Annotated in this window: 17 protein-coding genes and 2 rRNA genes (1 of these 19 only partly in view); 14 read left to right on the top strand and 5 right to left on the bottom strand. The window is 70.2% G+C overall.

The window, feature by feature from the left end:
- The 4 genes from V1460_RS24170 to V1460_RS24155 all read left to right on the top strand — a co-directional run.
- Nucleotides 1-1006, top strand: a 23S ribosomal RNA gene (locus V1460_RS24170) (it extends 2116 nt beyond the left edge of the window).
- Nucleotides 1007-1117: 111 nt separating this feature from the next.
- Nucleotides 1118-1234 (top strand): 5S ribosomal RNA (gene rrf / locus V1460_RS24165).
- A gap of 200 nt (nucleotides 1235-1434) precedes the next feature.
- Nucleotides 1435-2787 (top strand): hypothetical protein, encoded by a 1353-nt coding sequence (locus V1460_RS24160; RefSeq protein WP_338675709.1) that lies wholly within the window; start codon nucleotides 1435-1437, stop codon nucleotides 2785-2787.
- Nucleotides 2724-3482 carry a tetratricopeptide repeat protein gene (locus V1460_RS24155; RefSeq protein ID WP_338675708.1) on the top strand — a complete coding sequence of 253 codons (759 nt, stop codon included), beginning with the start codon at nucleotides 2724-2726 and terminating at the stop codon, nucleotides 3480-3482. Before V1460_RS24160 ends, V1460_RS24155 begins: the two co-directional genes overlap by 64 nt.
- A gap of 85 nt (nucleotides 3483-3567) precedes the next feature.
- Here the strand turns inward: V1460_RS24155 and V1460_RS24150 are convergent, their stop codons facing one another.
- The gene (locus V1460_RS24150) at nucleotides 3568-4848 is read right to left on the bottom strand and encodes a DUF1015 domain-containing protein (protein WP_338675707.1); all 1281 of its coding nucleotides are present in this window, start codon (nucleotides 4846-4848) and stop codon (nucleotides 3568-3570) included.
- A 72-nt stretch (nucleotides 4849-4920) separates the two neighbouring features.
- Between V1460_RS24150 and V1460_RS24145 the strand changes: the two genes are divergently transcribed.
- From V1460_RS24145 to V1460_RS24130, 4 genes are all read left to right on the top strand, one after another.
- On the top strand, nucleotides 4921-5949 hold the full coding sequence (locus V1460_RS24145) for an HAD-IIA family hydrolase (RefSeq protein WP_338675706.1): 1029 nt from the start codon (nucleotides 4921-4923) through the stop codon (nucleotides 5947-5949).
- 43 nt (nucleotides 5950-5992) lie between these two features.
- Nucleotides 5993-7072, top strand: a complete 1080-nt coding sequence (locus tag V1460_RS24140) for a FecCD family ABC transporter permease (RefSeq protein ID WP_407077517.1) — start codon at nucleotides 5993-5995, stop codon at nucleotides 7070-7072.
- Between the two features lie 50 nt (nucleotides 7073-7122).
- The gene (locus tag V1460_RS24135) at nucleotides 7123-8187 is read left to right on the top strand and encodes a FecCD family ABC transporter permease (protein WP_407077516.1); all 1065 of its coding nucleotides are present in this window, start codon (nucleotides 7123-7125) and stop codon (nucleotides 8185-8187) included.
- A 98-nt stretch (nucleotides 8188-8285) separates the two neighbouring features.
- On the top strand, nucleotides 8286-9140 hold the full coding sequence (locus V1460_RS24130) for an ABC transporter ATP-binding protein (protein ID WP_338678182.1): 855 nt from the start codon (nucleotides 8286-8288) through the stop codon (nucleotides 9138-9140).
- Here the strand turns inward: V1460_RS24130 and V1460_RS24125 are convergent.
- Nucleotides 9088-9435 carry an SCP2 sterol-binding domain-containing protein gene (locus tag V1460_RS24125; RefSeq protein WP_338675705.1) on the bottom strand — a complete coding sequence of 116 codons (348 nt, stop codon included), beginning with the start codon at nucleotides 9433-9435 and terminating at the stop codon, nucleotides 9088-9090. The genes V1460_RS24130 and V1460_RS24125 overlap by 53 nt on opposite strands.
- Before the next feature lie 42 nt (nucleotides 9436-9477).
- Here V1460_RS24125 and V1460_RS24120 point away from each other — a divergent pair, with 42 nt between their 5' ends.
- From V1460_RS24120 to V1460_RS24095, 6 genes are all read left to right on the top strand, one after another.
- A complete protein-coding gene (locus V1460_RS24120; RefSeq protein WP_338675704.1) occupies nucleotides 9478-9828 on the top strand; it encodes a hypothetical protein in 351 nt (116 codons plus the stop codon).
- 7 nt (nucleotides 9829-9835) lie between these two features.
- Nucleotides 9836-10651: a TlyA family RNA methyltransferase gene (locus V1460_RS24115; protein WP_338675703.1), complete on the top strand. Its 816-nt coding sequence runs from the start codon at nucleotides 9836-9838 to the stop codon at nucleotides 10649-10651.
- A gap of 23 nt (nucleotides 10652-10674) precedes the next feature.
- The gene (locus tag V1460_RS24110) at nucleotides 10675-11604 is read left to right on the top strand and encodes an NAD kinase (RefSeq protein WP_338678181.1); all 930 of its coding nucleotides are present in this window, start codon (nucleotides 10675-10677) and stop codon (nucleotides 11602-11604) included.
- Between the two features lie 226 nt (nucleotides 11605-11830).
- Entirely contained in the window at nucleotides 11831-13573 is a 1743-nt protein-coding gene (recN, locus tag V1460_RS24105) for a DNA repair protein RecN (protein WP_338675702.1), read from the top strand.
- A 255-nt stretch (nucleotides 13574-13828) separates the two neighbouring features.
- A complete protein-coding gene (locus V1460_RS24100) occupies nucleotides 13829-14566 on the top strand; it encodes a hypothetical protein (protein WP_338675701.1) in 738 nt (245 codons plus the stop codon).
- Nucleotides 14567-14655: 89 nt separating this feature from the next.
- Nucleotides 14656-15756, top strand: coding sequence for a glycosyltransferase family 4 protein (locus V1460_RS24095; RefSeq protein ID WP_338675700.1), 1101 nt, complete (start codon nucleotides 14656-14658; stop codon nucleotides 15754-15756).
- 112 nt (nucleotides 15757-15868) lie between these two features.
- On the opposite strand, the gene V1460_RS24090 is transcribed toward V1460_RS24095, so the two are convergent.
- The 3 genes from V1460_RS24090 to V1460_RS24080 all read right to left on the bottom strand — a co-directional run bounded on the left by V1460_RS24090 (nucleotide 15869) and on the right by V1460_RS24080 (nucleotide 20891).
- The gene (locus tag V1460_RS24090; protein ID WP_338675699.1) at nucleotides 15869-17506 is read right to left on the bottom strand and encodes a PucR family transcriptional regulator; all 1638 of its coding nucleotides are present in this window, start codon (nucleotides 17504-17506) and stop codon (nucleotides 15869-15871) included.
- A 57-nt stretch (nucleotides 17507-17563) separates the two neighbouring features.
- Nucleotides 17564-18949 (bottom strand): FAD-binding oxidoreductase, encoded by a 1386-nt coding sequence (locus V1460_RS24085; RefSeq protein ID WP_338675698.1) that lies wholly within the window; start codon nucleotides 18947-18949, stop codon nucleotides 17564-17566.
- A 139-nt stretch (nucleotides 18950-19088) separates the two neighbouring features.
- On the bottom strand, nucleotides 19089-20891 hold the full coding sequence (locus V1460_RS24080; RefSeq protein WP_338675697.1) for a glycoside hydrolase family 15 protein: 1803 nt from the start codon (nucleotides 20889-20891) through the stop codon (nucleotides 19089-19091).
- Nucleotides 20892-21022 lie beyond the last annotated feature (131 nt).

Genomic DNA, 21022 nt, shown 5'->3' with positions numbered 1-21022 from the left:
CCAGTAAACGGCGGTGGTAACTATAACCATCCTAAGGTAGCGAAATTCCTTGTCGGGTAAGTTCCGACCTGCACGAATGGCGTAACGACTTCTCGACTGTCTCAACCATAGGCCCGGTGAAATTGCACTACGAGTAAAGATGCTCGTTTCGCGCAGCAGGACGGAAAGACCCCGGGACCTTTACTACAGTTTGATATTGGTGTTCGGTTCGGCTTGTGTAGGATAGGTGGGAGACTTTGAAGCGGCCACGCCAGTGGTTGTGGAGTCGTCGTTGAAATACCACTCTGGTCGTGCTGGATGTCTAACCTGGGTCCGTGATCCGGATCAGGGACAGTGTCTGATGGGTAGTTTAACTGGGGCGGTTGCCTCCTAAAGGGTAACGGAGGCGCCCAAAGGTTCCCTCAGCCTGGTTGGCAATCAGGTGTTGAGTGTAAGTGCACAAGGGAGCTTGACTGTGAGACCGACGGGTCGAGCAGGGACGAAAGTCGGGACTAGTGATCCGGCGGTGGCTTGTGGAAGCGCCGTCGCTCAACGGATAAAAGGTACCCCGGGGATAACAGGCTGATCTTCCCCAAGAGTCCATATCGACGGGATGGTTTGGCACCTCGATGTCGGCTCGTCGCATCCTGGGGCTGGAGTCGGTCCCAAGGGTTGGGCTGTTCGCCCATTAAAGCGGTACGCGAGCTGGGTTTAGAACGTCGTGAGACAGTTCGGTCCCTATCCGCTGTGCGCGTAGGAGTCTTGAGAAGGGCTGTCCCTAGTACGAGAGGACCGGGACGGACGAACCTCTGGTGTGCCAGTTGTCCTGCCAAGGGCATGGCTGGTTGGCTACGTTCGGGAGGGATAACCGCTGAAAGCATCTAAGCGGGAAGCCTGCTTCGAGATGAGGACTCCCACCCACTTGATGGGGTAAGGCTCCCAGTAGACGACTGGGTTGATAGGCCGGATATGGAAGCACGGTAACGTGTGGAGTTGACCGGTACTAATAGGCCGAGGGCTTGTCCTCAGTTGCTCGCGTCCACTGTGTGGTTCCCGGGTTGCGAACAGTCGCACCGGTTGAACCAAGTTTCACTTATTTAATTGAAAAGTGTGCTTGTTCGCTCGAACCCGATAGGGTTTCGGTGGTCATAGCGTTAGGGAAACGCCCGGTTACATTCCGAACCCGGAAGCTAAGCCTTTCAGCGCCGATGGTACTGCAGGGGGGACCCTGTGGGAGAGTAGGACGCCGCCGAACAATCTTTCTGGACCCGTGGTCCCAGCGTTCAGCTGGGACCACGGGTCCTTTTTGTTTTTCCTGAAAATGCCCGAAGCGCGCTGGGTGGCCGGCTGCGTGAGAATTGACTTGCGGTACCCGAATGACAGGAGCCATACCGATGTCCACCAACTCCTCCGACGATCGTCCGGAACGCGCGCCGCGTCGCCAGGACGGCGGCGGTGACCGGAGTGGTTACCGAGGCAGCTACGCGCGCCGAGACGACAGCCGTGGTGGATACGGACGTCGTGACGAGCGCCGTGATGACCGTCGCGACGATAGCCGTGGGGGTCGGTTCCCACGCGATGACCGTGCCCCGCATCGGGATGACCGTGGTCCGCGCCGGGATGACGACCGTGGCTACGGCCGTCGGGATGACCGTGGTCCGCGTCGGGACGACGACCGTGGTGGGTTCCCACGCGATGACCGTGCCCCGCGTCGGGACGACGACCGTGGTGGGTTCCGTCGGGATGACCGTGGTCCGCGTCGGGACGATGACCGTGGTTACGGCCGTCGGGATGACCGTGGCCCGCGTCGGGATGACCGTGCCCCGCGTCGGGACGACGACCGTGGTGGGTTCCATCGGGATGACCGTGGTCCGCGTCGGGACGATGACCGTGGTTACGGCCGTCGGGATGACCGTGGCCCGCGTCGGGACGATGACCGTGCCCCGCGTCGGGACGACGACCGTGGTGGGTTCCGTCGGGATGACCGTGGTCCGCGTCGGGACGATGACCGTGGTTACGGCCGTCGGGATGACCGTGGTCCGCGTCGGGACGACGACCGTGGTGGGTTCCGTCGGGATGACCGTGGTCCGCGTCGGGACGATGACCGTGGTTACGGCCGTCGGGATGACCGTGCCCCGCGTCGGGACGATGACCGTGGTTACGGCCGTCGGGATGACCGTGCCCCGCGTCGGGACGATGACCGTGGTTACGGCCGTCGGGATGACCGTGCCCCGCGTCGGGACGACGACCGTGGTGGGTTCCGTCGGGATGACCGTGGTCCGCGTCGGGACGATGACCGTGGTTACGGCCGTCGGGATGACCGTGGCCCGCGTCGGGACGACGACCGTGCCCCGCGTCGGGACGACGACCGTGGTGGGTTCCGTCGGGATGACCGTGCCCCGCGTCGGGACGATGACCGTGGTTACGGCCGTCGGGATGACCGTGCCCCGCGTCGGGACGACGACCGTGGTGGGTTCCGTCGGGATGACCGTGGTCCGCGTCGGGACGACGACCGTGGTGGGTTCCGTCGGGATGACCGTGGTCCGCGTCGGGATGACGACCGTGGTGGGTTCCGTCGGGATGACCGTGCCCCGCGTGGTCCCCGTCGCGATGACCGGGCCGACCGCGACCGTGGCGGCTACCGCGGGCGGGATGACCGCGACCGGGATCGTGGGCGGGACCGGGAGCCGATCAAGCGGCTGCCGATCCCGGAGGATGTCACCGGCGACGAGATCGACGCGGATGTGCACCAGGAGCTTCAGAGCCTGCCGAGGACACTCGCGGAGGACGTCGCCAGGAATCTGGTGATGGTCGCCCGGCTGATCGACGAGGACCCGGAGCAGGCGTACGGGTACTCCCGAGTGGCCCTGCGGCTCGCCTCCCGTGTCGCGGCTGTGCGTGAGGCGGCGGGATTCGCCGCGTATGCCGTGCAGAAGTACTCGGAGGCGCTGGCGGAGTTCCGTGCCGCGCGACGGATGACCGGCAGTGTCGAACTGTGGCCCGTGATGGCGGACTGCGAGCGGGGCATGGGCCGGCCCGAGAAGGCACTGGCGATGGCCGGTGAAACCGAGGTCCAGAAGCTGGACAAGGCCGGGCAGGTCGAGATGCGTCTCGTCGCGGCGGGTGCGCGGCGCGACATGGGGCAGCTGGATGCCGCCATCGTCACGCTCCAGAGCCCTGAGCTGGCCTCGAACGCGATCCAGCCGTGGAGTGCCCGACTGCGGTATGCCTACGCGGACGCGCTCCTGGCCGCCGGCCGTGAGGACGACGCCCGCGAGTGGTTCGCCAAGGCCGTGGAGGCGGACAAGGACGGGGCAACGGACGCTTCGGACCGGCTTGCCGCGCTGGACGGAGTCGAATTCGTCGACGCGTTCGTCGAGGACGGGGACAGGGACGAGGACGCGGACGAGAACAGCGTCGCCGCTGCCGGCACCGTGGTGGCCGAGGCCGACTCCGAGGACGAGTCGGCCGGCCAGGGCGTCGAGGACACCGACGAGGACTGAGCCGGTTCCGGCGCGGCGGACACAGCGAAGGTCCGGTCCCATGAGCAGTCACGGGACCGGACCTTCGTCCGCGTTCCGGACTTCATCAGTCCAGAGTCAGGCTCCTCAGCACCAGCCCCGTCGCCGGCTTGGGACCGAATGACGTCGACTTGCGCGGCATCGTGACACCCTGGCGCGCGAGATCCCGCACCACGTCCTCCCGTACGGGATGCATCAGCACGGCCGTGCCGCCGCGCCGTTCGGCCTGTTCGACCGCCGCCTCGGTGGCGTGGATGTAGGTGACTTCATCGGGGGAGTCAGGGATCCGCCAGATGTGCTCCAGCAACGTGGAGTGCAGCACCGTCGCATCGAGGCTCCGCCAGGCCTCCGGCCGGCCGCTCGGTACCGTACGCGCCACCAGAGCGGGATCAAGGCGGTCCAGAAGGTGGAAGTCGCCGTCACCGGCGAGGAGAAAGGCATTGCCTTCCTGAGCCGCCTCCGCCAGCGCCTCAAGGGCGTTGTCGAGGGGCCCGTCGATGTCGCGCACCCGTGCGAGTCCCTTGACGGCTGCCAGGGCGTCGGCCACCGGCAGGCGGTTCAGCAGCCGGTGGATCGCACGGACCCGAAGCGGATAGCGAGTCGTGTCGATCAGCAGTACCAGGCCGTAGTTCCAGGCTCCCGGCACCCGCCGCTCGTCGCGCAGCAGCAGATACGTCGCCCATCGATGGTGGCCGTCGGCGATCAGGGCTTGGTGGCGGGTCAGGTCCTGGGAGATGCGGTCGAGGTCGTCGGGAGCGGTGACAGACCACAGCCGGTGGCTGAAGCCGTCTTCGGTGGTGGTGGCCAGTAGGGGGCGTTCGAGGGCGATCCGGTCGATGACCGCTCCCGCTCCGGAGTCGGAGCCGTCGCCCCGGTAGGTCAGGAGCAGGGGCTCCAGATTGGCCGCGGTCGTCCGCATCAGCGCGGCGCGGTCCGCCACCACATGCGGCATCACGTCCTCGTGCGGGAGCACGATGCCCTTGCCAGGTTCGGAGAGGGCGAGGGCACCGATGAGTCCTCGCTGGAGGATCTCGCCCTTTCGCTGCTCGTAGACGTAGAGGGAGGGTTCCGGGTCCGGCGCGAGGACCCCGTCGGCCAGCCACCGTTCCAGCGTCTCGGCGGCCTGCTCGTTGCGTTCGGAGGCCGTGTCGGCCTGCGGGAGGATCAGCCGGACGATGTTGTGCGGATCCGCCGACTCCAGGTGAAGCAGGCCGTCCGGGCGTACGACCACGTCGTACGGGGGCGAGGTCACCGCGGCAAGACTGCCCACCCGCTCGGGGACATAGCGAAGTCCGCGGAACGGCATCAGGCGCAGGCCGTCATCCGCCGGGACACCTCTCGTGTTCATCCATGCATCGTATGTGGCGGGGGACATAGGCGATGATCTGGGGAGAGCACCACGAGTGAGGAGCGGAGCAGGATGGGCGAGCCGGGCAGGACCAGGCCGAGCGGGAGCGCACGTGCGCTGAGCGTCGCGTACGACACCGCGCTGCTCGATCTCGACGGGGTGGTGTACGCGGGTGGGAAGGCGATTCCGCACGCGGTGGACGCCCTCGCGGCCGCGCGTGCTGGGGGTATGCACCTGGCGTACGTCACGAACAACGCGCTGCGCACACCGGACGCGGTGGCGCTGCACCTCACGGAGCTCGGGGTGCCCGCCGAGTCCGCCGATGTCGTGACCTCGGCGCAGGCCGTGGCGCGTCTCATCGCCGACCAGGTTCCCGCGGGCGCGCGGGTGCTGGTCGTGGGCGGTGAGGGGCTTCGGGTCGCACTGGGCGAACGCGGGCTCGTACCGGTGGAGTCGGCGGACGACGATCCGGCCGCCGTGGTGCAGGGGTACGGCGGCCCTGAGCTGGCTTGGGGACGGTTCGCCGAGGCGTGCTACGCCATCGCGCGTGGTGTGCCGTGGTTCGCCTCCAACACGGACCTGACGATCCCGAGCGCCCGGGGTATCGCGCCAGGGAACGGCGCGGCGGTGGAGGTGGTGCGGATCGCCACCGGCGCCGAGCCGCAGGTGGCGGGGAAGCCGCTGCCGCCGATGCACCGGGAGACCGTCCTACGGACGGGAGCCGAGCGCCCGCTGGTGGTGGGGGACCGGCTGGACACCGATGTCGAGGGGGCGTTCAACGGGGGCGTGGACTCGCTGCTCGTACTGACCGGAGTGACGGACCCGGCACAGCTGCTGGCTGCCCGGCCGGAGCACCGGCCGACCTACGTGGACGCCGATCTGCGGGGGTTGCTGACCGGTCAGCCCGAGGTGAGCGACGACGCGGGTACGTTCGGCTGCCGGGGTTGGCGGGCGTTCGTGCGCGAGGGCGCCCTGGAACTGGAGGGCGAGGGCGAAGCGCTTGACGGCCTGCGGGCGCTGTGTGCGGCGGTGTGGACGGACGCCGGGCAGGGAACGAGCCGCCTGGAGGCGGCGAAGGTGCTGGACCGCCTGGGGTGGTGACCCTGCAATCGGGCACTTTGGGAGGCTAGGCTAACCTAACCACGTGTTGCTCGACAGTCCTTCCCAAGAGAGCGCGGACCCGGCGTCCGCTGAGTCAGGGCCCGAGCCGGTGCCCACGCCCGAACCGCGTAAGCGCCATGTGCTGCGTGCCGTGGGACTGCTGGCCGCCGTCGGTGTCCTGCTGCTCGTGTGCGTCGCGAGCATCGCCATCGGGGCCAAGCCGATTCCGGTGGGCGATGTGTGGCACGGCCTCTTCGAGAACACCGGCACCGGGAACGACGTGATCGTGCACGACGTCCGCGTGCCGAGGACCGTGCTCGGGCTGCTGGTCGGCGCGGCGCTCGGCCTGGCGGGCGCGGTGATGCAGGCGCTCACCCGCAATCCGCTCGCCGAACCGGGACTGCTCGGGGTCAATGCCGGCGCGGCGGCTGCCGTCGTGTCCGCCATCAGCTTCCTCGGTGTCAGGTCCGTCAGCGCCTACGTCTGGTTCGCCTTCATCGGGGCGGGTGTCGTCTCCGTCGTCGTGTACGTGCTCGGCGGCAGCCGCAGTGCCACTCCGGTGCGACTCGCCCTCGCCGGTACGGCGGCCACGGCGGCGTTGTACGGCTATGTCAACGCCGTCCAGCTGCTGGACTCGGCCGCGCTCGATCGGCTGCGGTTCTGGACCGTCGGCTCGCTGGCCTCCGCCGATCCCGAGACGATCGGCAGGATCGCGCCGTTCATCGGCGCGGGGGTGATGGTCGCCCTGCTGATCGCCCGCCCGTTGAACGCGCTGGAGTTGGGTGACGACACCGCACGAGCCCTGGGCACGCGGCTGACCCGTACACGTGTGCTCGCGATGCTCGCGGTGACGCTGCTGTGCGGCGCCGCGACCGCGGCCTGTGGACCGATCGTCTTCATCGGCCTGATGATTCCGCATCTCGTACGGGTCATCACCGGTCCGGACATGCGCTGGATCATGCCGTACGCCACCGTGCTCTCGCCCGTGCTGCTGCTCGGCTCCGATGTCATCGGCCGGATCGTGGCGCGGCCCTCCGAGCTCCAGGTGGGTGTGGTGACCGCGTTCGTCGGCGGACCCGTGTTCATCCATCTCGTACGGCGCAAGAGGATGGCTCAGCTGTGAAGGCCGCGAAAGGCGCGAACGGTGGCAACGGCGCGGACACTGCGACGGCCGTGAGGACCGACAGGTCCGTGAAGTCGGTGAAAGCCGTGACGGCGATACGCGCCCCTGGTGGCCTCTCGGTCCGCGTCGACCCCCGGGCGTCCCTGGTGGGTCTTCTCCTGCTGATTGCCGCGCTCATGGTGGCGGTCGTGCTCGTCGGCAGCGGCGACTACCCGATGACGCCGGAGGAAGTGATGGCGACCCTGCTCGGCGACGGAACGCCGGCGCAGGAGTTCATCGTCCAGGAAGTACGGCTGCCGCGGGTGCTGGTGGCCCTGCTGGTCGGTGCCGCGCTCGCGGTCGGTGGCGCGGTCTTCCAATCGATCTCACGCAATCCGCTCGGCAGTCCTGATGTACTCGGCATCGGTCAGGGTGCGACGGTCGGCGCGCTCATCGTCATCGTGCTGTTCCACGGTGGGGCGGCGGCGACCGCCGGAGGCGCGATCGTGGGCGCTCTGGTGACGGGGCTCGCGGTGTATCTGCTCGCGTGGAAGCGCGGAGTGCACGGCTACCGGCTGGTCCTGGTCGGCATCGCGATCGCCGCGATGCTCGCCGGTGCCATCCACTACCTCGTCACCAGGGCGAACCTGGTCGACGCCACGCGTGCCGTGGTCTGGATGACCGGCTCGCTCGACGGGCGCGACTGGAGCCAGTTCTGGCCACTGCTCGTGATGTGCGTGCTGCTGATCCCGCTGTGCATGGCATACGGCAGGCCGCTGCGGATGCTGGAGATGGGTGATGACGCCGCGTACGCGCTCGGAGTGAGCGTCGAGCGGACCCGGGGCGTGCTCATGGGCGCCGCAGTGGTGCTCACGGCCGCGGGCACCGCGGCGGCCGGACCTGTCGTCTTCGTCGCCCTCAGCGCTCCTCAGCTCGCCCGCAGGATGACCCGGTCCCCGGGCCCGAACATCGGAACGAGCGCCGTGATGGGGGCGGCACTGCTGCTGAGTGCGGACTGGATCGCCACCTCGGCCTTCGGGGACCGGGAGCTGCCGGTCGGTGTCGTCACCAGTGTGCTCGGCGGTGTCTATCTGCTCTGGCTGCTCGTCACCGAGCGCAAGGCGGGCCGCATATGACGGCCACCCGGGCCGAAGGGCCCGAGGAAGCCGAGAAGCCCGACAGGCGCGACAAGCCCGAGAAGCCCGCGAAGAACCCCAGGAGCAGGAGTACTTCCATGCAGCGCCTCACCGCGGAGTCGGTCACCCTCGCCTATGACCAGCGGGTGATCTCCGAGGACCTCTCGGTCGAGATACCCGACCACTCGTTCACGGTGATCGTCGGACCGAACGCCTGTGGCAAGTCCACTCTGCTGAGGGCGTTGTCGCGGATGCTCAAGCCCAGCCAGGGCCGGGTGCTGCTGGACGGGCAGACCATCCATTCGATGCCGGCGAAGAAGGTGGCCAAGACCCTCGGTCTGCTTCCGCAGTCCTCCATCGCGCCCGATGGCATCACGGTCGGCGACCTGGTCGCCCGCGGCCGATACCCGCACCAGGGCCTGCTGCGCCAGTGGTCCCATGAGGACGAGCGGATCGTCCGGGAGTCGATGACCGCGACCGGTGTCGCCGAGTTGGCCGACCGCTACGTGGACGAGCTCTCCGGCGGCCAGCGGCAGCGGGTCTGGATCGCCATGGCCCTCGCCCAGCAGACCCCCCTGCTGCTGCTGGACGAGCCCACCACGTTCCTCGACATCCAGCACCAGCTGGAGATCCTCGACCTCTGCGCCGAGCTGCACGAGACCCAGGGCCGTACGCTCGTCGCGGTGCTGCACGACCTCAATCAGGCCGCCCGCTACGCGACACACCTCATCGCCATGCGCGGTGGGAAGGTCGCCGCGGAAGGCGCTCCCGGGGATGTCGTGACCGCCGAGCTCGTCGAGGAGGTGTTCGGGGTCAGGTCTCAGGTCATCGAGGACCCGGAGACGGGCACACCGCTGGTGGTGCCGCTGGCCCGGCGCCGGGCCGCCCGAACGGCACCGGCTACAGCAGTGCCCGCAGCCGCAGCAGATCACGGAATCCCGCCTCGAGTCTGACCCGGCCCGAGGTCCACGCCTTGGCGAAGTTCAGCCTTCCGTCGACCATCGCCACCAGATCGTCGCCGGTCATCGCGAGCCGGATGTCCGCCCTCTTCGCGGGCGGTCCGTCCAGGGTGTCCAGCACCTCGATCCGGCCCGCGGAGAGTCTGCCGGTGAAGGTGACATCGAGGTCCGTGATGTGGCAGCTCAGGGCACGGTCGAGGGCGGCGGCGCCGCGCAGCTCCCCGTCCGCCGCCGCCAGGTTGTCCGAAAGTCTGTCGAGTGCGCTGCGGCACTCCTGCGTGGTCGCCATCGTGATCGACGGTACCCCAGTGCTTCGGGGTAGCGTCTGGGCATGAGCGACTCGATGGAAGCCCCTGGCGATGCGGTAGCGCCTGGTGAGGCGTTGTCGGCGGGGGAAGCGGCACAGGCTGCTCCGGTACCGGAGCCGTACGAACCGGCCGCGCCCGCGCCGCTGGGTGTCGAGCGCGTCCCCACCGGCGACGCGGAGGTCGACGCGCGTCTGGAGCGGCTGGCCGACGTCGACCTGCTCCCGGCGGACGGACATCTCGAGGTGTACGAGGATGTACACCGGGGTCTGCGCGACACGCTGACCGCGCTGGACGCGCAACCCCCGGGGCCGCGTCCTGACGCACCGCGAACTCCGCACGACCTGTACGACCGCACGCACAATCACAGGAGCTGAACCGAACGTGGCAGGACTGGCACGCCGCCGTCTCGACGCCGAGCTGGTACGCCGTAAGCTCGCACGCTCGCGTGAGCATGCGAGCCAGCTGATCGCGGCAGGACGGGTGACTGTCGGTGGCAACACCGCCACCAAGCCCGCCACACAGGTCGAGACCAGCGCCGCCATCGTCGTCACCCGGGACGACACCGACCCCGAGTACGTCTCACGCGGCGGCCACAAGCTCGCCGGCGCGTTCGAGGCGTTCGTACCGCAGGGACTGAGGATCGAGGGCAGGCGGGCGCTGGACGCGGGCGCTTCCACCGGGGGCTTCACCGATGTGCTGTTGCGCGCCGGCGCGGCACACGTGGTCGCCGTGGACGTCGGTTACGGGCAGCTCGCCTGGTCGCTTCGGACCGATGAACGGGTGACGGTCAAGGACCGTACGAACGTACGTGAGTTGACCGTGGAGACGATCGACGGGGTGCCGGTGGAGCTGGTCGTGGGCGACCTGTCCTTCATCCCGCTCGGCCTTGTGCTTCCCGCACTCGTGCGGTGCACGGCGCCCGACGCCGATCTCGTCCTCATGGTCAAGCCGCAGTTCGAAGTCGGCAAGGAGCGGCTCGGCAGCGGCGGAGTGGTGCGCAGCCCCGAGCTGCGTGCCGACGCGGTGCGCACCGTGGCGCGCCAGGCCGGGGAGCTCGGTCTGGGCGTGCTCGGCGTGACCGCCAGTCCGCTGCCCGGCCCCTCCGGGAACGTCGAGTACTTTCTGTGGCTCAGGGCCGGGGCGCCGGGCCTCGACCCGGGGGATGTCGATCGTGCAGTGGCGGAGGGGCCGCGTTGACCGATACCAGTACGACCACGAGTGTGCGCACGAGCACGGCGGCGAGCGGAGCCGCGCACACCACCCGCACCGTCTTCCTGCTGGCGCACACCGGACGGCCGGCGGCCATCCGCAGCGCCGAGCTCGTCGTCCAGGGCCTGTTGAGGGCCGGCCTCGGCGTGCGGGTGCTCGCGTTCGAGGCGAGGGACCTCCCGCTCCCGGACGCCGTGGAAACCGTCCCAGAGGCCACCCCCGAGGTGCTCGACGGCTGCGAGCTGCTGATCGTGCTGGGGGGTGACGGCACGCTGCTGCGCGGCGCCGAGTTCGCCCGCGCGTCCGGGGTGCCGATGCTCGGCGTCAACCTGGGGCGGGTGGGGTTCCTCGCGGAGGCCGAACGGGACGATCTCGACAAGGTCGTCGACCGGGTCGTGACGCGCTCGTACGAGGTCGAGGAGCGGATGACCCTCGATGTCGTCGTGCGGAGCAACGGCGACGTGGTGCACCGGGACTGGGCCCTCAACGAGGCTGCTGTCCAGAAGGTGTCGGCGGAGCGCATGCTGGAGGTCGTGCTGGAGATCGACGGCAGGCCCGTCACCGCTTTCGGCTGCGACGGCATCGTCTGCGCCACTCCGACCGGCTCGACTGCGTACGCCTTCTCGGCGGGCGGCCCTGTGGTGTGGCCGGAGGTCGAGGCACTGCTGATGGTGCCGATCAGCGCGCACGCGCTGTTTGCCAAGCCGCTGGTCACCTCACCCGCATCTGTCCTGGCAGTGGAGGTCCAGCCGAACACCCCGCACGGCGTCCTCTGGTGCGACGGCCGCCGGGCGGTGCAACTGCCGCACGCCGCGCGGGTCGAGGTGCGCAGGGGCGAGGTCCCGGTGCGTCTGGCGCGGCTGCACCACGCGTCGTTCACGGACCGGCTGGTGGCGAAGTTCGCACTGCCGGTCTCGGGGTGGCGCGGCGCGCCGCACTAGGCGTATCCCGACGAACAGGGCTGAATTCGGTGAGACGCGACTGTCCCGGCCAAGCACATGAAACACGGCTGACCGGGCTGATCCGGCGAATCCGTCCGACTCGGGCGGCGGCGAGGCCGCTCCGTTCCCGGAGCGGTCCGGCCAACGACTGACCCGCGCACAAGTAACGAGCTGCGCCTTCCCCGGTCGGGTGGGGCCGCGTCGCACAGCACGGGCAAAACCTCGTATGGTCAGGTCCGTGTTGGAGGAGATGCGGATACGGTCGCTCGGGGTCATCGACGACGCTGTTGTCGAGCTTTCGCCCGGATTCACGGCGGTGACCGGAGAGACCGGCGCGGGCAAGACCATGGTCGTCACCAGTCTGGGACTGCTGCTCGGCGGGCGCGCCGATCCCGCCCTGGTGCGGATCGGCGCCAAGTCGGCGGTCGTCGAGGGGCGGGTCGCCCTGCCCGTCGGCACGCCCGCGGTCGTGCGGGCCGAGGAGGCCGGAGCCGAGCTGGACGAGGGCGCGCTGCTCATCAGCCGGACGATCTCCGCCGAAGGCCGCTCACGCGCCCACCTCGGCGGACGCTCGGTGCCGGTCGGGATGCTCATGGAGCTGGCCGATGAACTGGTCGCCGTGCACGGGCAGACCGACCAGCAGGGGCTGCTCAAGGCGGCCCGGCAGCGCCAGGCACTGGACCGGTACGCCGGTGACGCCGTGTCCGGACCGCACGCCAAGTACCTCGCCGCCTACCGGCGCCTCAAGGCCGTGTCCACCGAACTGGACGAACTGACCACACGCGCCCGTGAGCGTGCCCAGGAAGCGGATCTGCTGCGCTTCGGTCTCGACGAGATCGCCGGTGTCGAGCCGCGCGAGGGCGAGGACGTCGAACTGGCCGCCGAGGCCGAACGTCTCGGCCACGCCGAGGCACTCGCGTCTGCCGCCTCGGTGGCGCACGCGGCGCTCACAGGCAATCCGGAGGATCCCGAGTCCGTCGACGCCACCACTCTGGTCGCGGGGGCCGGACGGGCCCTGGACGCCGTACGGTCCCATGACCCGGCGCTCGCCGCGCTCGCCGACCGCATGGGCGAGATTTCTATCCTGCTCGCCGACGTGGCGGGCGAGCTCGCCGGGTACGCCGACAACCTGGACGCCGACCCGCTGAGGCTGACCGTGGTCGAGGAGCGGCGGGCCGCGCTCACCGGACTGACCCGCAAGTACGGTGCGGACATCGACGGTGTGCTGGCCTGGGCGGAGGAGAGCACCAGGCGGCTTGACGAGCTGGACGGCGACGACGACCGTATCGGCGAGCTCACGGCCGAGCGTGACGCGCTGCGCGCCGAACTGTCCGGTCTCGCCCAGGCGCTGACCGACGCGCGTACGGAGGCGGCGGCACGGTTCGCCGAGGCCGTCACTGCCGAGCTGACGCACCTGGCGATGCCACACGCGCGGGTGACGATCGACATCCGCCAGTCCGACGACCCGGACGGTATCGAGGTGGGTGGCCGGCCCGTGGCGTACACCTCTGCGGGCGCGGACGAGGTCGAACTGCTGCTCGCGCCGCACCCGGGAGCACAGCCGAGGCCGATCGCCAAGGGCGCCTCGGGTGGTGAACTGTCCCGGGTGATGCTGGCGGTGGAGGTCGTCTTCGCGGGTACCGACCCCGTGCCGACCTATCTCTTCGACGAGGTCGACGCGGGCGTGGGCGGCAAGGCCGCGGTCGAGATCGGTCGACGGCTGGCGAAGCTGGCCAGGACCGCACAGGTCGTGGTGGTCACGCACCTGCCGCAGGTGGCGGCCTTCGCGGACCGGCAGCTGCTGGTGGAGAAGACCGACGACGGCTCCGTGACCCGGTCCGGGGTCACGGTGTTGGAAGGCGAGGACCGGGTGCGCGAACTGTCGCGGATGCTGGCGGGCCAGGAGGACTCGGAGACGGCCCGAGCGCATGCGGAGGAGTTGCTGGCGGCTGCGCGTTCGGAAGCGTGAGGGCTCCCGGGCCCGGGCGGTTCGTGACGCGGCGGACACCCTGCCGTCAGTACCCGTACCACGCCTAGGGCGTGTTGCGAAAGTAGCTCCGTCCGCCCGCAGGGCGGGGCCTGCGGCGTCTGGTGCGTGCGATCGCAAGGCGGAGGATCATCCTCGTACTGGACGTACGTGGATGACTCCGACAACGCAGCGAGCGTGCGTGCCAGACGCCGCGGGTCAGGAGGGACTTTCGCCACACGCCCTAGGCTGGCGATCATGGGAACGCCGAGCAGAGTTGCCGCACTTGCCGTCGCCGTGTGCGGCACTCGTCTTGTATACCGCGCGCTTCGGACGCGTACCGGCGGGGACGCGCGCTGGGAGCGCACCAACTACGCCGGGCGCACGGTCGATCTGTGCGCCGGGCCCGCTGTGGCGGTGGGCGCCGCCGCAGGTGTGCTGGCGGCAGGCGCGCCGTCAGCAGCCGCCGCGGTGCTGGCTGCCGGCGCGTGCGGGGCCTACGACGATGTCGCGGGCGACGAGCGGCGCGGCTTCAGGGCTCATCTCACCTCTCTGAGGGAGGGGGAGATCACCAGCGGGGCTGTGAAGCTGCTCGGGATCGGGACCGCCGGTCTGCTCGCCGGGACGCGGATGAAGGAGCGTCCCTTCGACAAGGTGCTCGCGGGTGTGGTGATCGCGGGTACGGCGCATCTGGTGAACCTCGTGGACGTACGTCCCGGGCGCGCCGTACTCACTGTGCTCGCACTGGGCGCTCCGGGGCTCCTGCGGGGGCCGCTCGCCGCTGCCCCGATGGGGGCCGTGTCGGCCGTGGCGGGCGATGAGCTGGGCGAGAGCACGATGCTGGGCGACGCGGGAGCACACGCGCTCGGCGCGGCTGTCGGGGCCGCCATCGCCGCGGGCAGCGGCCGAGCCGGACTGGCCGTCCATGCGGCGGGACTGATCGCCGCCGCGGTGTACGGCGATCGGATCACCGAGCTCGCAAGCTCACCCATGTGAGTGAACCCGGTGAAGGAGTTGCCACGTCGGGCAGGGGATTGCCGCTCCGGCGGTGCCGGAACGTGCGTACGGGCTGGCATCCTTGGGGCGTGACACAGCTGCGTACGGTCCAGGTGCTGGGCGGCGGCAGCGCGGGCAGTAGCGCTCATGTCAGATCACTGGCCGGCGGGCTGGTGGCTCGGGGAGTGCGGGTGACCGTCTGCGCCCCCGCCTCACTGGAGCACGACTACGACTTCCTCGGCACGGGTGCGCACTTCGTGCCGGTGCCGCCGCGTAGCGACCCCGCCTCGGTCGGAGCGCTCAGAGCCGTGTGCGCGAGTGCCGACGTGGTGCACGCGCACGGAGTGAACGCCGCCCTGCGAGCCGGGCTCGCCATCGGCCGACAGCGCCGAGTGCCGCTCGTCGTCACCTGGCACACCCGCTCGCTCGCCGACGGTGCCAAGGGCCGGATGCTGCGGCTGATGGAGCGCAGGGCGGTGCGGTCGGCAGCGGTCGTGCTGGCCACTTCGTCCGAGCTGGTCGACCGGGCGCGGGAGCGGGGTGCCCGCGACGCCCGGCTCTCCCCGGTGACCGCGCCGGGGCACACGGCTTTGGACGACCGGGCCGAGCACAAGGCACGGGCGGATCTGGGCGCCGTCGACCGCCCGTTGCTCGTGGCGGTGGGCAGGCTGGAGCCCGGCCGCGGGTACGACATGCTGTTGGACGCGGCCCGGGACTGGCGCGGGCTCGACCCGCTGCCGCTGGTCGTGATCGCGGGCGAGGGCCGCGAACGCGCCTCGCTGCAAAGCCGGATCGAGGCCGAAACGCTCCCGGTCCGGCTCATCGGCCGCCGCGACGACATCACCGACCTGCTCGCGGCCGCCGATATCGCGCTGCTCCCCAGCAGCTGGGAGGCGCGCTCCCTGCTCGCTCAGGAAGCCCTACGCCTGGGTGTACCACTTGTTGCCACCCGCGTCGGCGGGGTTCCCGAGCTCGTCGGCGACGCGGCGGCGCTGGTGCCCTACGGCGACCCGGGAGCCCTTTCCACGGCCGTCACCGCCCTGCTGGCCGACCCTTCCGCCCGATACCGGCTGGCGGCGGCGGGGCGCGCGCAGGCGGCCACCTGGCCGACGGAAGACGAGACCATCGCGCAGATCCTCAGCGTCTATGACGAGTTCGCCGCACCGCGTCGTGCGGCGGCATCGTCCTGATGGCCGGGCTCGCGCGATGAGCTCCCGCCGAGCCGTGGTGCCCTGTTGCGCGCGGGCGTGTGTGTCGCCGACGCATACCCTGCCCGGGGGCGGCGGATGCCGACGCGGCGTCTCAGGGCAGATGGCGGCGCGCCCGTAGTGCGAGGGACAGGGCCAGCACGGTCTGCGGGTCGTCCAGATCCGTGCCCAGCAACTCCTCGATCCTGGCCAGCCGGTTGTACAGCGTCTGACGGTTCAGGTGCAGTTCGCGTGCCGTCTCCGCCTTGCGGCCGGTGTGCGCCAGATATGTCTCCAGCGTGGGCAGCAGCGGCGGGCGTGAGGCTCGGTCGTGTTCCCGCAGCGGGCCGATCGCCCGGTCGACGAACGCCGCCAGGTCCGGGTGGTCCCGCAGCCGCCACAGCAGCAGGTCGATGTCGAGGCGGCGCGCGTCGTACCAGGGGCGGTCGGGGAGGCCGAGTGCCGCCGCCGCGGTCTCGGCCGCATGGCGCAGCCCGGCGGAGGCTGCGCCCCAGCCCCCGGCGACGCCGACGACCACCACCGGCGGATGGGCCCCGGCCCGCTCCGGCCGTTCCATGCCCGCCCGTTTCAGACCGGCGCGCAGTGCCGCCGACACCCGGTCGGCTACGGCCGCGCGTTCCGACTCCGTGCGCAGACCGACGAGCAGGGGAACACGGCCCTCGACGGGCCTTACCCCGAGCAGCGCCGGGACGCCCACGGACGACAGCCCCTCCAGCACCGCGCGGGCCAGGACCGACCAGTTGCCCGAGGGGGACAGCTCGGGGGCAAGCCGCATCACCACCGGCAGCAGGGGGCCGTCGGCGCACTTGAAGCCCAGCACCCGGGCCTGCTCCGGTGCGTCGTCCGGGGAGATGCGCCCCTCGGCGAGATCGGTGAGGAAGTCACCACGGCCGCGCGCCGCCAACTCCTCCTCCTGGCGTGCCTGCATCAGGACCACGGCGAGTACCCCGGCCGCCCGTTCCAGCGCCATCAGGTGCACCGGCAGCAGCGGGGTGGTGACAGCCGGCGCGACGAGCCGGGCGCGCACCGCCCCGGCGCCGGGGCCGCCGCCCGGCACATCCACCACGGCGGTGCCGGCGGGCGGTCCTGACTCCCGGGCGGCACGCTGGCCGCGCAGACCCTCCCATACCTGGAGCGGGTCGGCGGCGGACGGCCCTGAGCCGCTCTCAGCGGCGTACAACAGCTGTCCGTCCGAGGTCTCCAGGAACACCGGGTTGGCGGTGAAGTCCGCGAGGATCCTGAGCACCTGGGGGATTCCGCCGCCGCCGAGCAACGCCTGGGTGCACCGCCGGTGCACCTCGTCGGCCCGCTGGAGCAGGGCGTAGTGCAGATTGACGATCTCGGTGTGGACCTCCTCCGTCACCGAGACGAACGCCACCTCGCGATGCAGCTGGATCAGGGGCAGCCCGGCCGCGGACGCCGCGTCGACGACCGCGACGGGCAGCCGGGGGAAGCGCGAGCCCAGTTCCACCACCAGCGCCGCGACCCCGCGGTCGGCGAGCCGCCGTACGAAGGCGCGCTGCTCAGCGGGGCGGGAACCCAGGCCGAGGCCCGTCGTCAGCAGCAGTTCCCCGCCCTTGAGCAGCGAGGCGATGTTCGGCACCTCACCGGCGTGAACCCAGCGAACGGTCTGACTCAGCCGGTCGGCACCGGCCACCACTTCGGGAAGTCCGCTGCGGAGCGCGGGCAGCTCGAGCGCCCGCTGCACGGTGATACCGCCCTGTGTTTCCATTGCGGGGACGCTACCTGGGCGAAAGTTTGCCGGACAACTGCCGTGCCGGGCCGTGGGTCAGCCCGGTTTCACGTTGTGGTTCAGGTGGAACACGTTGTCGGGGTCGTACTGCTTCTTGACCGCGGCGAGCCGCCGGTAGTTCGCGGCGCCGACACCGGCCACCACCCGCTCCGGGCCTTCCAGGCCGATGAAGTTGAGGTACGTCATGCCGAGCGACCAGGGTTCGACGGCGGACCGGACATCACGTACCCACTGCTTGCCCCGCTCGTCGTCGGCGGCTTCGCTCCAGATCCCGAACGGATGCACGGCCCACTGGGCGGACCGCCACGGCAGCGGGTAGTCGGAGTCGTCGCGGGCGAGCGCCCCGCCCATCGGGAACAGGATGTGCTGGGAGTTCGATGGCACGATCATCGACTCGGCACGGGCGCAGAAGGCGTCGACGGCTTCGGCCGGCAAGGCGTCGAGGTACTCAGCCGACCAGTAGTTGCGCAGTCCAGGCGGGTCGTCGATCATGCACTGGAGCTCGGCGTACGGAAGCTCCGTGATGAGCTCCGCCTCATGCCCGAGGCCCAGCAGCGGACCCGCCGCCCCGCGCAACTCGGCTTCCTTGCCCGCGTAGGTGAGCAGCACCAGCGCGACGGCCCGGTCCACCAGGTGCTCGGGCATGAAGTCCTCGGGCGGCCCGGTGAGGTAGATGAAGCCGCCGCCCAGTTCGTCGGGGGCGCCCGTCAGCACATCGCGGTAGACCGGGAGGATCTCCGCCCCGCGGGCGGCGGGGAAGAACAGCATCGCGACGGATGCGGCCGGCATCGGGTGCAGCCTCAGGGTCAGCGAGGTGGCGACCCCGAAGTTGCCACCGCCGCCGTGCAGCGCCCAGAACAGCTCCGGGTATGCCTCGGCGTCGACATGGATCTCGGTGCCTTCGGCGGTCACCAGGTCCGCGGCGACCAGATTGTCGCAGGCCAGCCCGAACTTGCGCTCAAGCCAGCCGGATCCGCCGCCGAGGGTGAAGCCGCCCACGCCGGTGGTGGAAACCCGGCCTCCGGTGGTGGCGAGGCCGAACGGTTCGGTGGCCCGGTCCAGATGGCTCATGGTGGCTCCGCCGCCGACCCGGGCCGTGCGGCTCTCCGGGTCCACCGTGACGGCATGCATCCGGCGTAGGTCGACCACCAGACCGCCGTCGGTGGTCCCGAGGCCTGCGACGCTGTGGCCGCCGCCGCGTACGGCGATCTCCAGATCGTGCTCCCGGCCGAAGCGTATCGCCGCCGCCACGTCGGCGGGGGACTCACACTGGACGATCACCCCCGGACGCCGGTCGATCATCGCGTTGAACAGTGTGCGGGCCTCGTCATAGGCCGACTCGCCCGGAGCGATCACCTCGCCCGACACGGTCTGACGCAGCTCGTCCAGAGTGGCGACAGCTGCGGGATGGGGCGCTGTCATGATGTCCCCTTCCGGGGCGCGGACAGGACCTTCTCATCGTAGGTATGAGCGGTCCTGCCCCGCACATCAAGCCCAGCGCCCATCAAGCGCAGCGCCCATCCCGGCCTGCTCGCGGGCCGACCAACCGGCGCCGTCGCCGTCAGCCCCCGTACGCGCCGGAGGCGGTCAGCCGTAGCGCCGTGTCGATCAACGGGACATGGCTGAAGGCCTGCGGGAAGTTGCCCACCTGGCGCTGGAGCCGCGGATCCCACTCCTCGGCGAGCAGCCCGAGGTCGTTGCGCAGCGACAGCAGCTTCTCGAAGAGCCTGCGGGCCTCGTCCACCCGGCCGATCATCGCCAGGTCGTCGGCCAGCCAGAACGAGCAGGCGAGAAAGGCGCCCTCGTCGCCTTCGAGCCCATCGACTCCGGCCTCGTCGCCTGCCGTCGGATAGCGCAGCACGAAACCGTCCGGAGTGGAGAGCTCACGCTGGATCGCCTCGATCGTGCCGATGACGCGCTTGTCGTCCGGTGGCAGAAAGCCCATCTGCGGGATCAGCAGCAGCGAGGCGTCGAGCTCCTTGGAGCCGTAGGACTGCGTGAAGGTGTTCCGCTCCTTGTCGTAGCCCTTCTCGCAGACATCGCGGTGGATCTCGTCGCGCAGCTCACGCCAGCGCTCCAGCGGCCCGTCCGCGTCCCCCGACTCGATCAGCTTGATCGTGCGGTCCACGGCCACCCACGCCATCACCTTGGAGTGCACGAAGTGGCGGCGCGGCCCGCGGACCTCCCAGATGCCCTCGTCGGGCTGGTCCCAGTGGTCCTCCAGGTACTGGATCAGCTTCAGCTGGAGCACGGAGGCGTAGTCGTTGCGGGACAGACCGGTCATATGCGCCAGATGCAGCGCCTCGGTGACCTCGCCGTAGACGTCCAGCTGGAGCTGGTTCGCGGCGCCGTTGCCCACCCGGACCGGGACGGAGCCCTCGTAACCGGGCAGCCAGTCCAGTTCCGCCTCGCCCAGTTCGCGTTCACCCGCGATCCCGTACATGATCTGGAGGTTCTCCGGGTCGCCCGCGACCGCCCGCAGCAGCCACTCGCGCCAGGCCCGGGCCTCTTCCCGGTAGCCGGTGCGCAGCAGCGACGACAGGGTGATCGCCGCGTCCCGCAGCCAGGTGTAGCGGTAGTCCCAGTTCCGTACCCCGCCGATCTCCTCCGGCAGGGAGGTGGTGGGCGCGGCGACGATGCCGCCGGTGGGGGCGTAGGTCAGGGCCTTCAGGGTGATCAGCGAGCGGACGACGGACTCCCGGTAGGGGCCGTGGTACGTGCAGTGGTCGACCCACTCGCGCCAGAAGTCCTCGGTGGCGTCCAGCGAGCCCTCGGGGTCGGGAAGCGCCGGTGGCTCGCGGTGCGAGGGCTGCCAGCTGATGGTGAAGGCGATCCGGTCACCGGGGGAGACGGTGAAGTCCGAGTACGTCGTCAGGTCCTTGCCGTAGGTCTCCGCCGGCGTGTCCAGCCAGACCGAGTCGGGACCCGCGACGGCGACCGTACGGTTGTCGACCTTGTGCACCCAGGGCACGACCCGACCGTAGCTGAACCGCATCCGCAGGGACGAGCGCATCGGGACACGGCCGCTGACACCCTCGACGATCCGGATCAGTTGGGGCGCACCGTCACGCGGCGGCATGAAATCCGTCACACGGACCGTGCCGCGTGGGGTGTCCCACTCCGATTCCAGGATCAGCGAGTCGCCCCGGTATCTCCGGCGGTCGGCCGCGGGGGGCTCGGTTTCGCCCGGATACGCGGGCCCGAGGCGCCAGAAGCCGTGCTCCTCGGTGCCGAGGAGCCCGGCGAAGACGGCATGCGAGTCGAAACGGGGCAGGCACAGCCAGTCGACCGTGCCGTCCCGGCAGACCAGGGCAGCGGTCTGCATGTCCCCGATGAGTGCGTAATCCTCGATGCGCCCGGCCAATGGATCTCCAGTCGAACGGCCACGTCCGCCTTGCGTGGCTCTGTGCTCTTGCTGCTGGTAGCTGGTGTCAGCTGCGGTCAAGGGTGTCAATCGGTCAATCGGTCATTGACGAGCTCTTGTTCCGGGAGAAG

The sequence above is a fragment of the Streptomyces sp. SCSIO 30461 genome, from assembly GCF_037023745.1.
Lineage (GTDB): Bacteria > Actinomycetota > Actinomycetes > Streptomycetales > Streptomycetaceae > Streptomyces.
This window is presented reverse-complemented; position numbering and strand designations above follow the sequence as displayed.

What these genes read in the sequence shown, in the direction of transcription:
- V1460_RS24150 (WP_338675707.1), bottom strand. Translation starts at nt 4,848, where the DNA reads ATGAACACGAGAGGTGTCCCGGCGGATGACGGCCTGCGCCTGATGCCG.
- V1460_RS24145 (WP_338675706.1), top strand. Translation starts at nt 4,921, where the DNA reads ATGGGCGAGCCGGGCAGGACCAGGCCGAGCGGGAGCGCACGTGCGCTG.
- V1460_RS24130 (WP_338678182.1), top strand. Translation starts at nt 8,286, where the DNA reads ATGCAGCGCCTCACCGCGGAGTCGGTCACCCTCGCCTATGACCAGCGG.
- V1460_RS24125 (WP_338675705.1), bottom strand. Translation starts at nt 9,435, where the DNA reads ATGGCGACCACGCAGGAGTGCCGCAGCGCACTCGACAGACTTTCGGAC.
- V1460_RS24120 (WP_338675704.1), top strand. Translation starts at nt 9,478, where the DNA reads ATGAGCGACTCGATGGAAGCCCCTGGCGATGCGGTAGCGCCTGGTGAG.
- recN (WP_338675702.1), top strand. Translation starts at nt 11,831, where the DNA reads ATGGTCAGGTCCGTGTTGGAGGAGATGCGGATACGGTCGCTCGGGGTC.
- V1460_RS24100 (WP_338675701.1), top strand. Translation starts at nt 13,829, where the DNA reads ATGGGAACGCCGAGCAGAGTTGCCGCACTTGCCGTCGCCGTGTGCGGC.
- V1460_RS24090 (WP_338675699.1), bottom strand. Translation starts at nt 17,506, where the DNA reads ATGGAAACACAGGGCGGTATCACCGTGCAGCGGGCGCTCGAGCTGCCC.
- V1460_RS24085 (WP_338675698.1), bottom strand. Translation starts at nt 18,949, where the DNA reads ATGACAGCGCCCCATCCCGCAGCTGTCGCCACTCTGGACGAGCTGCGT.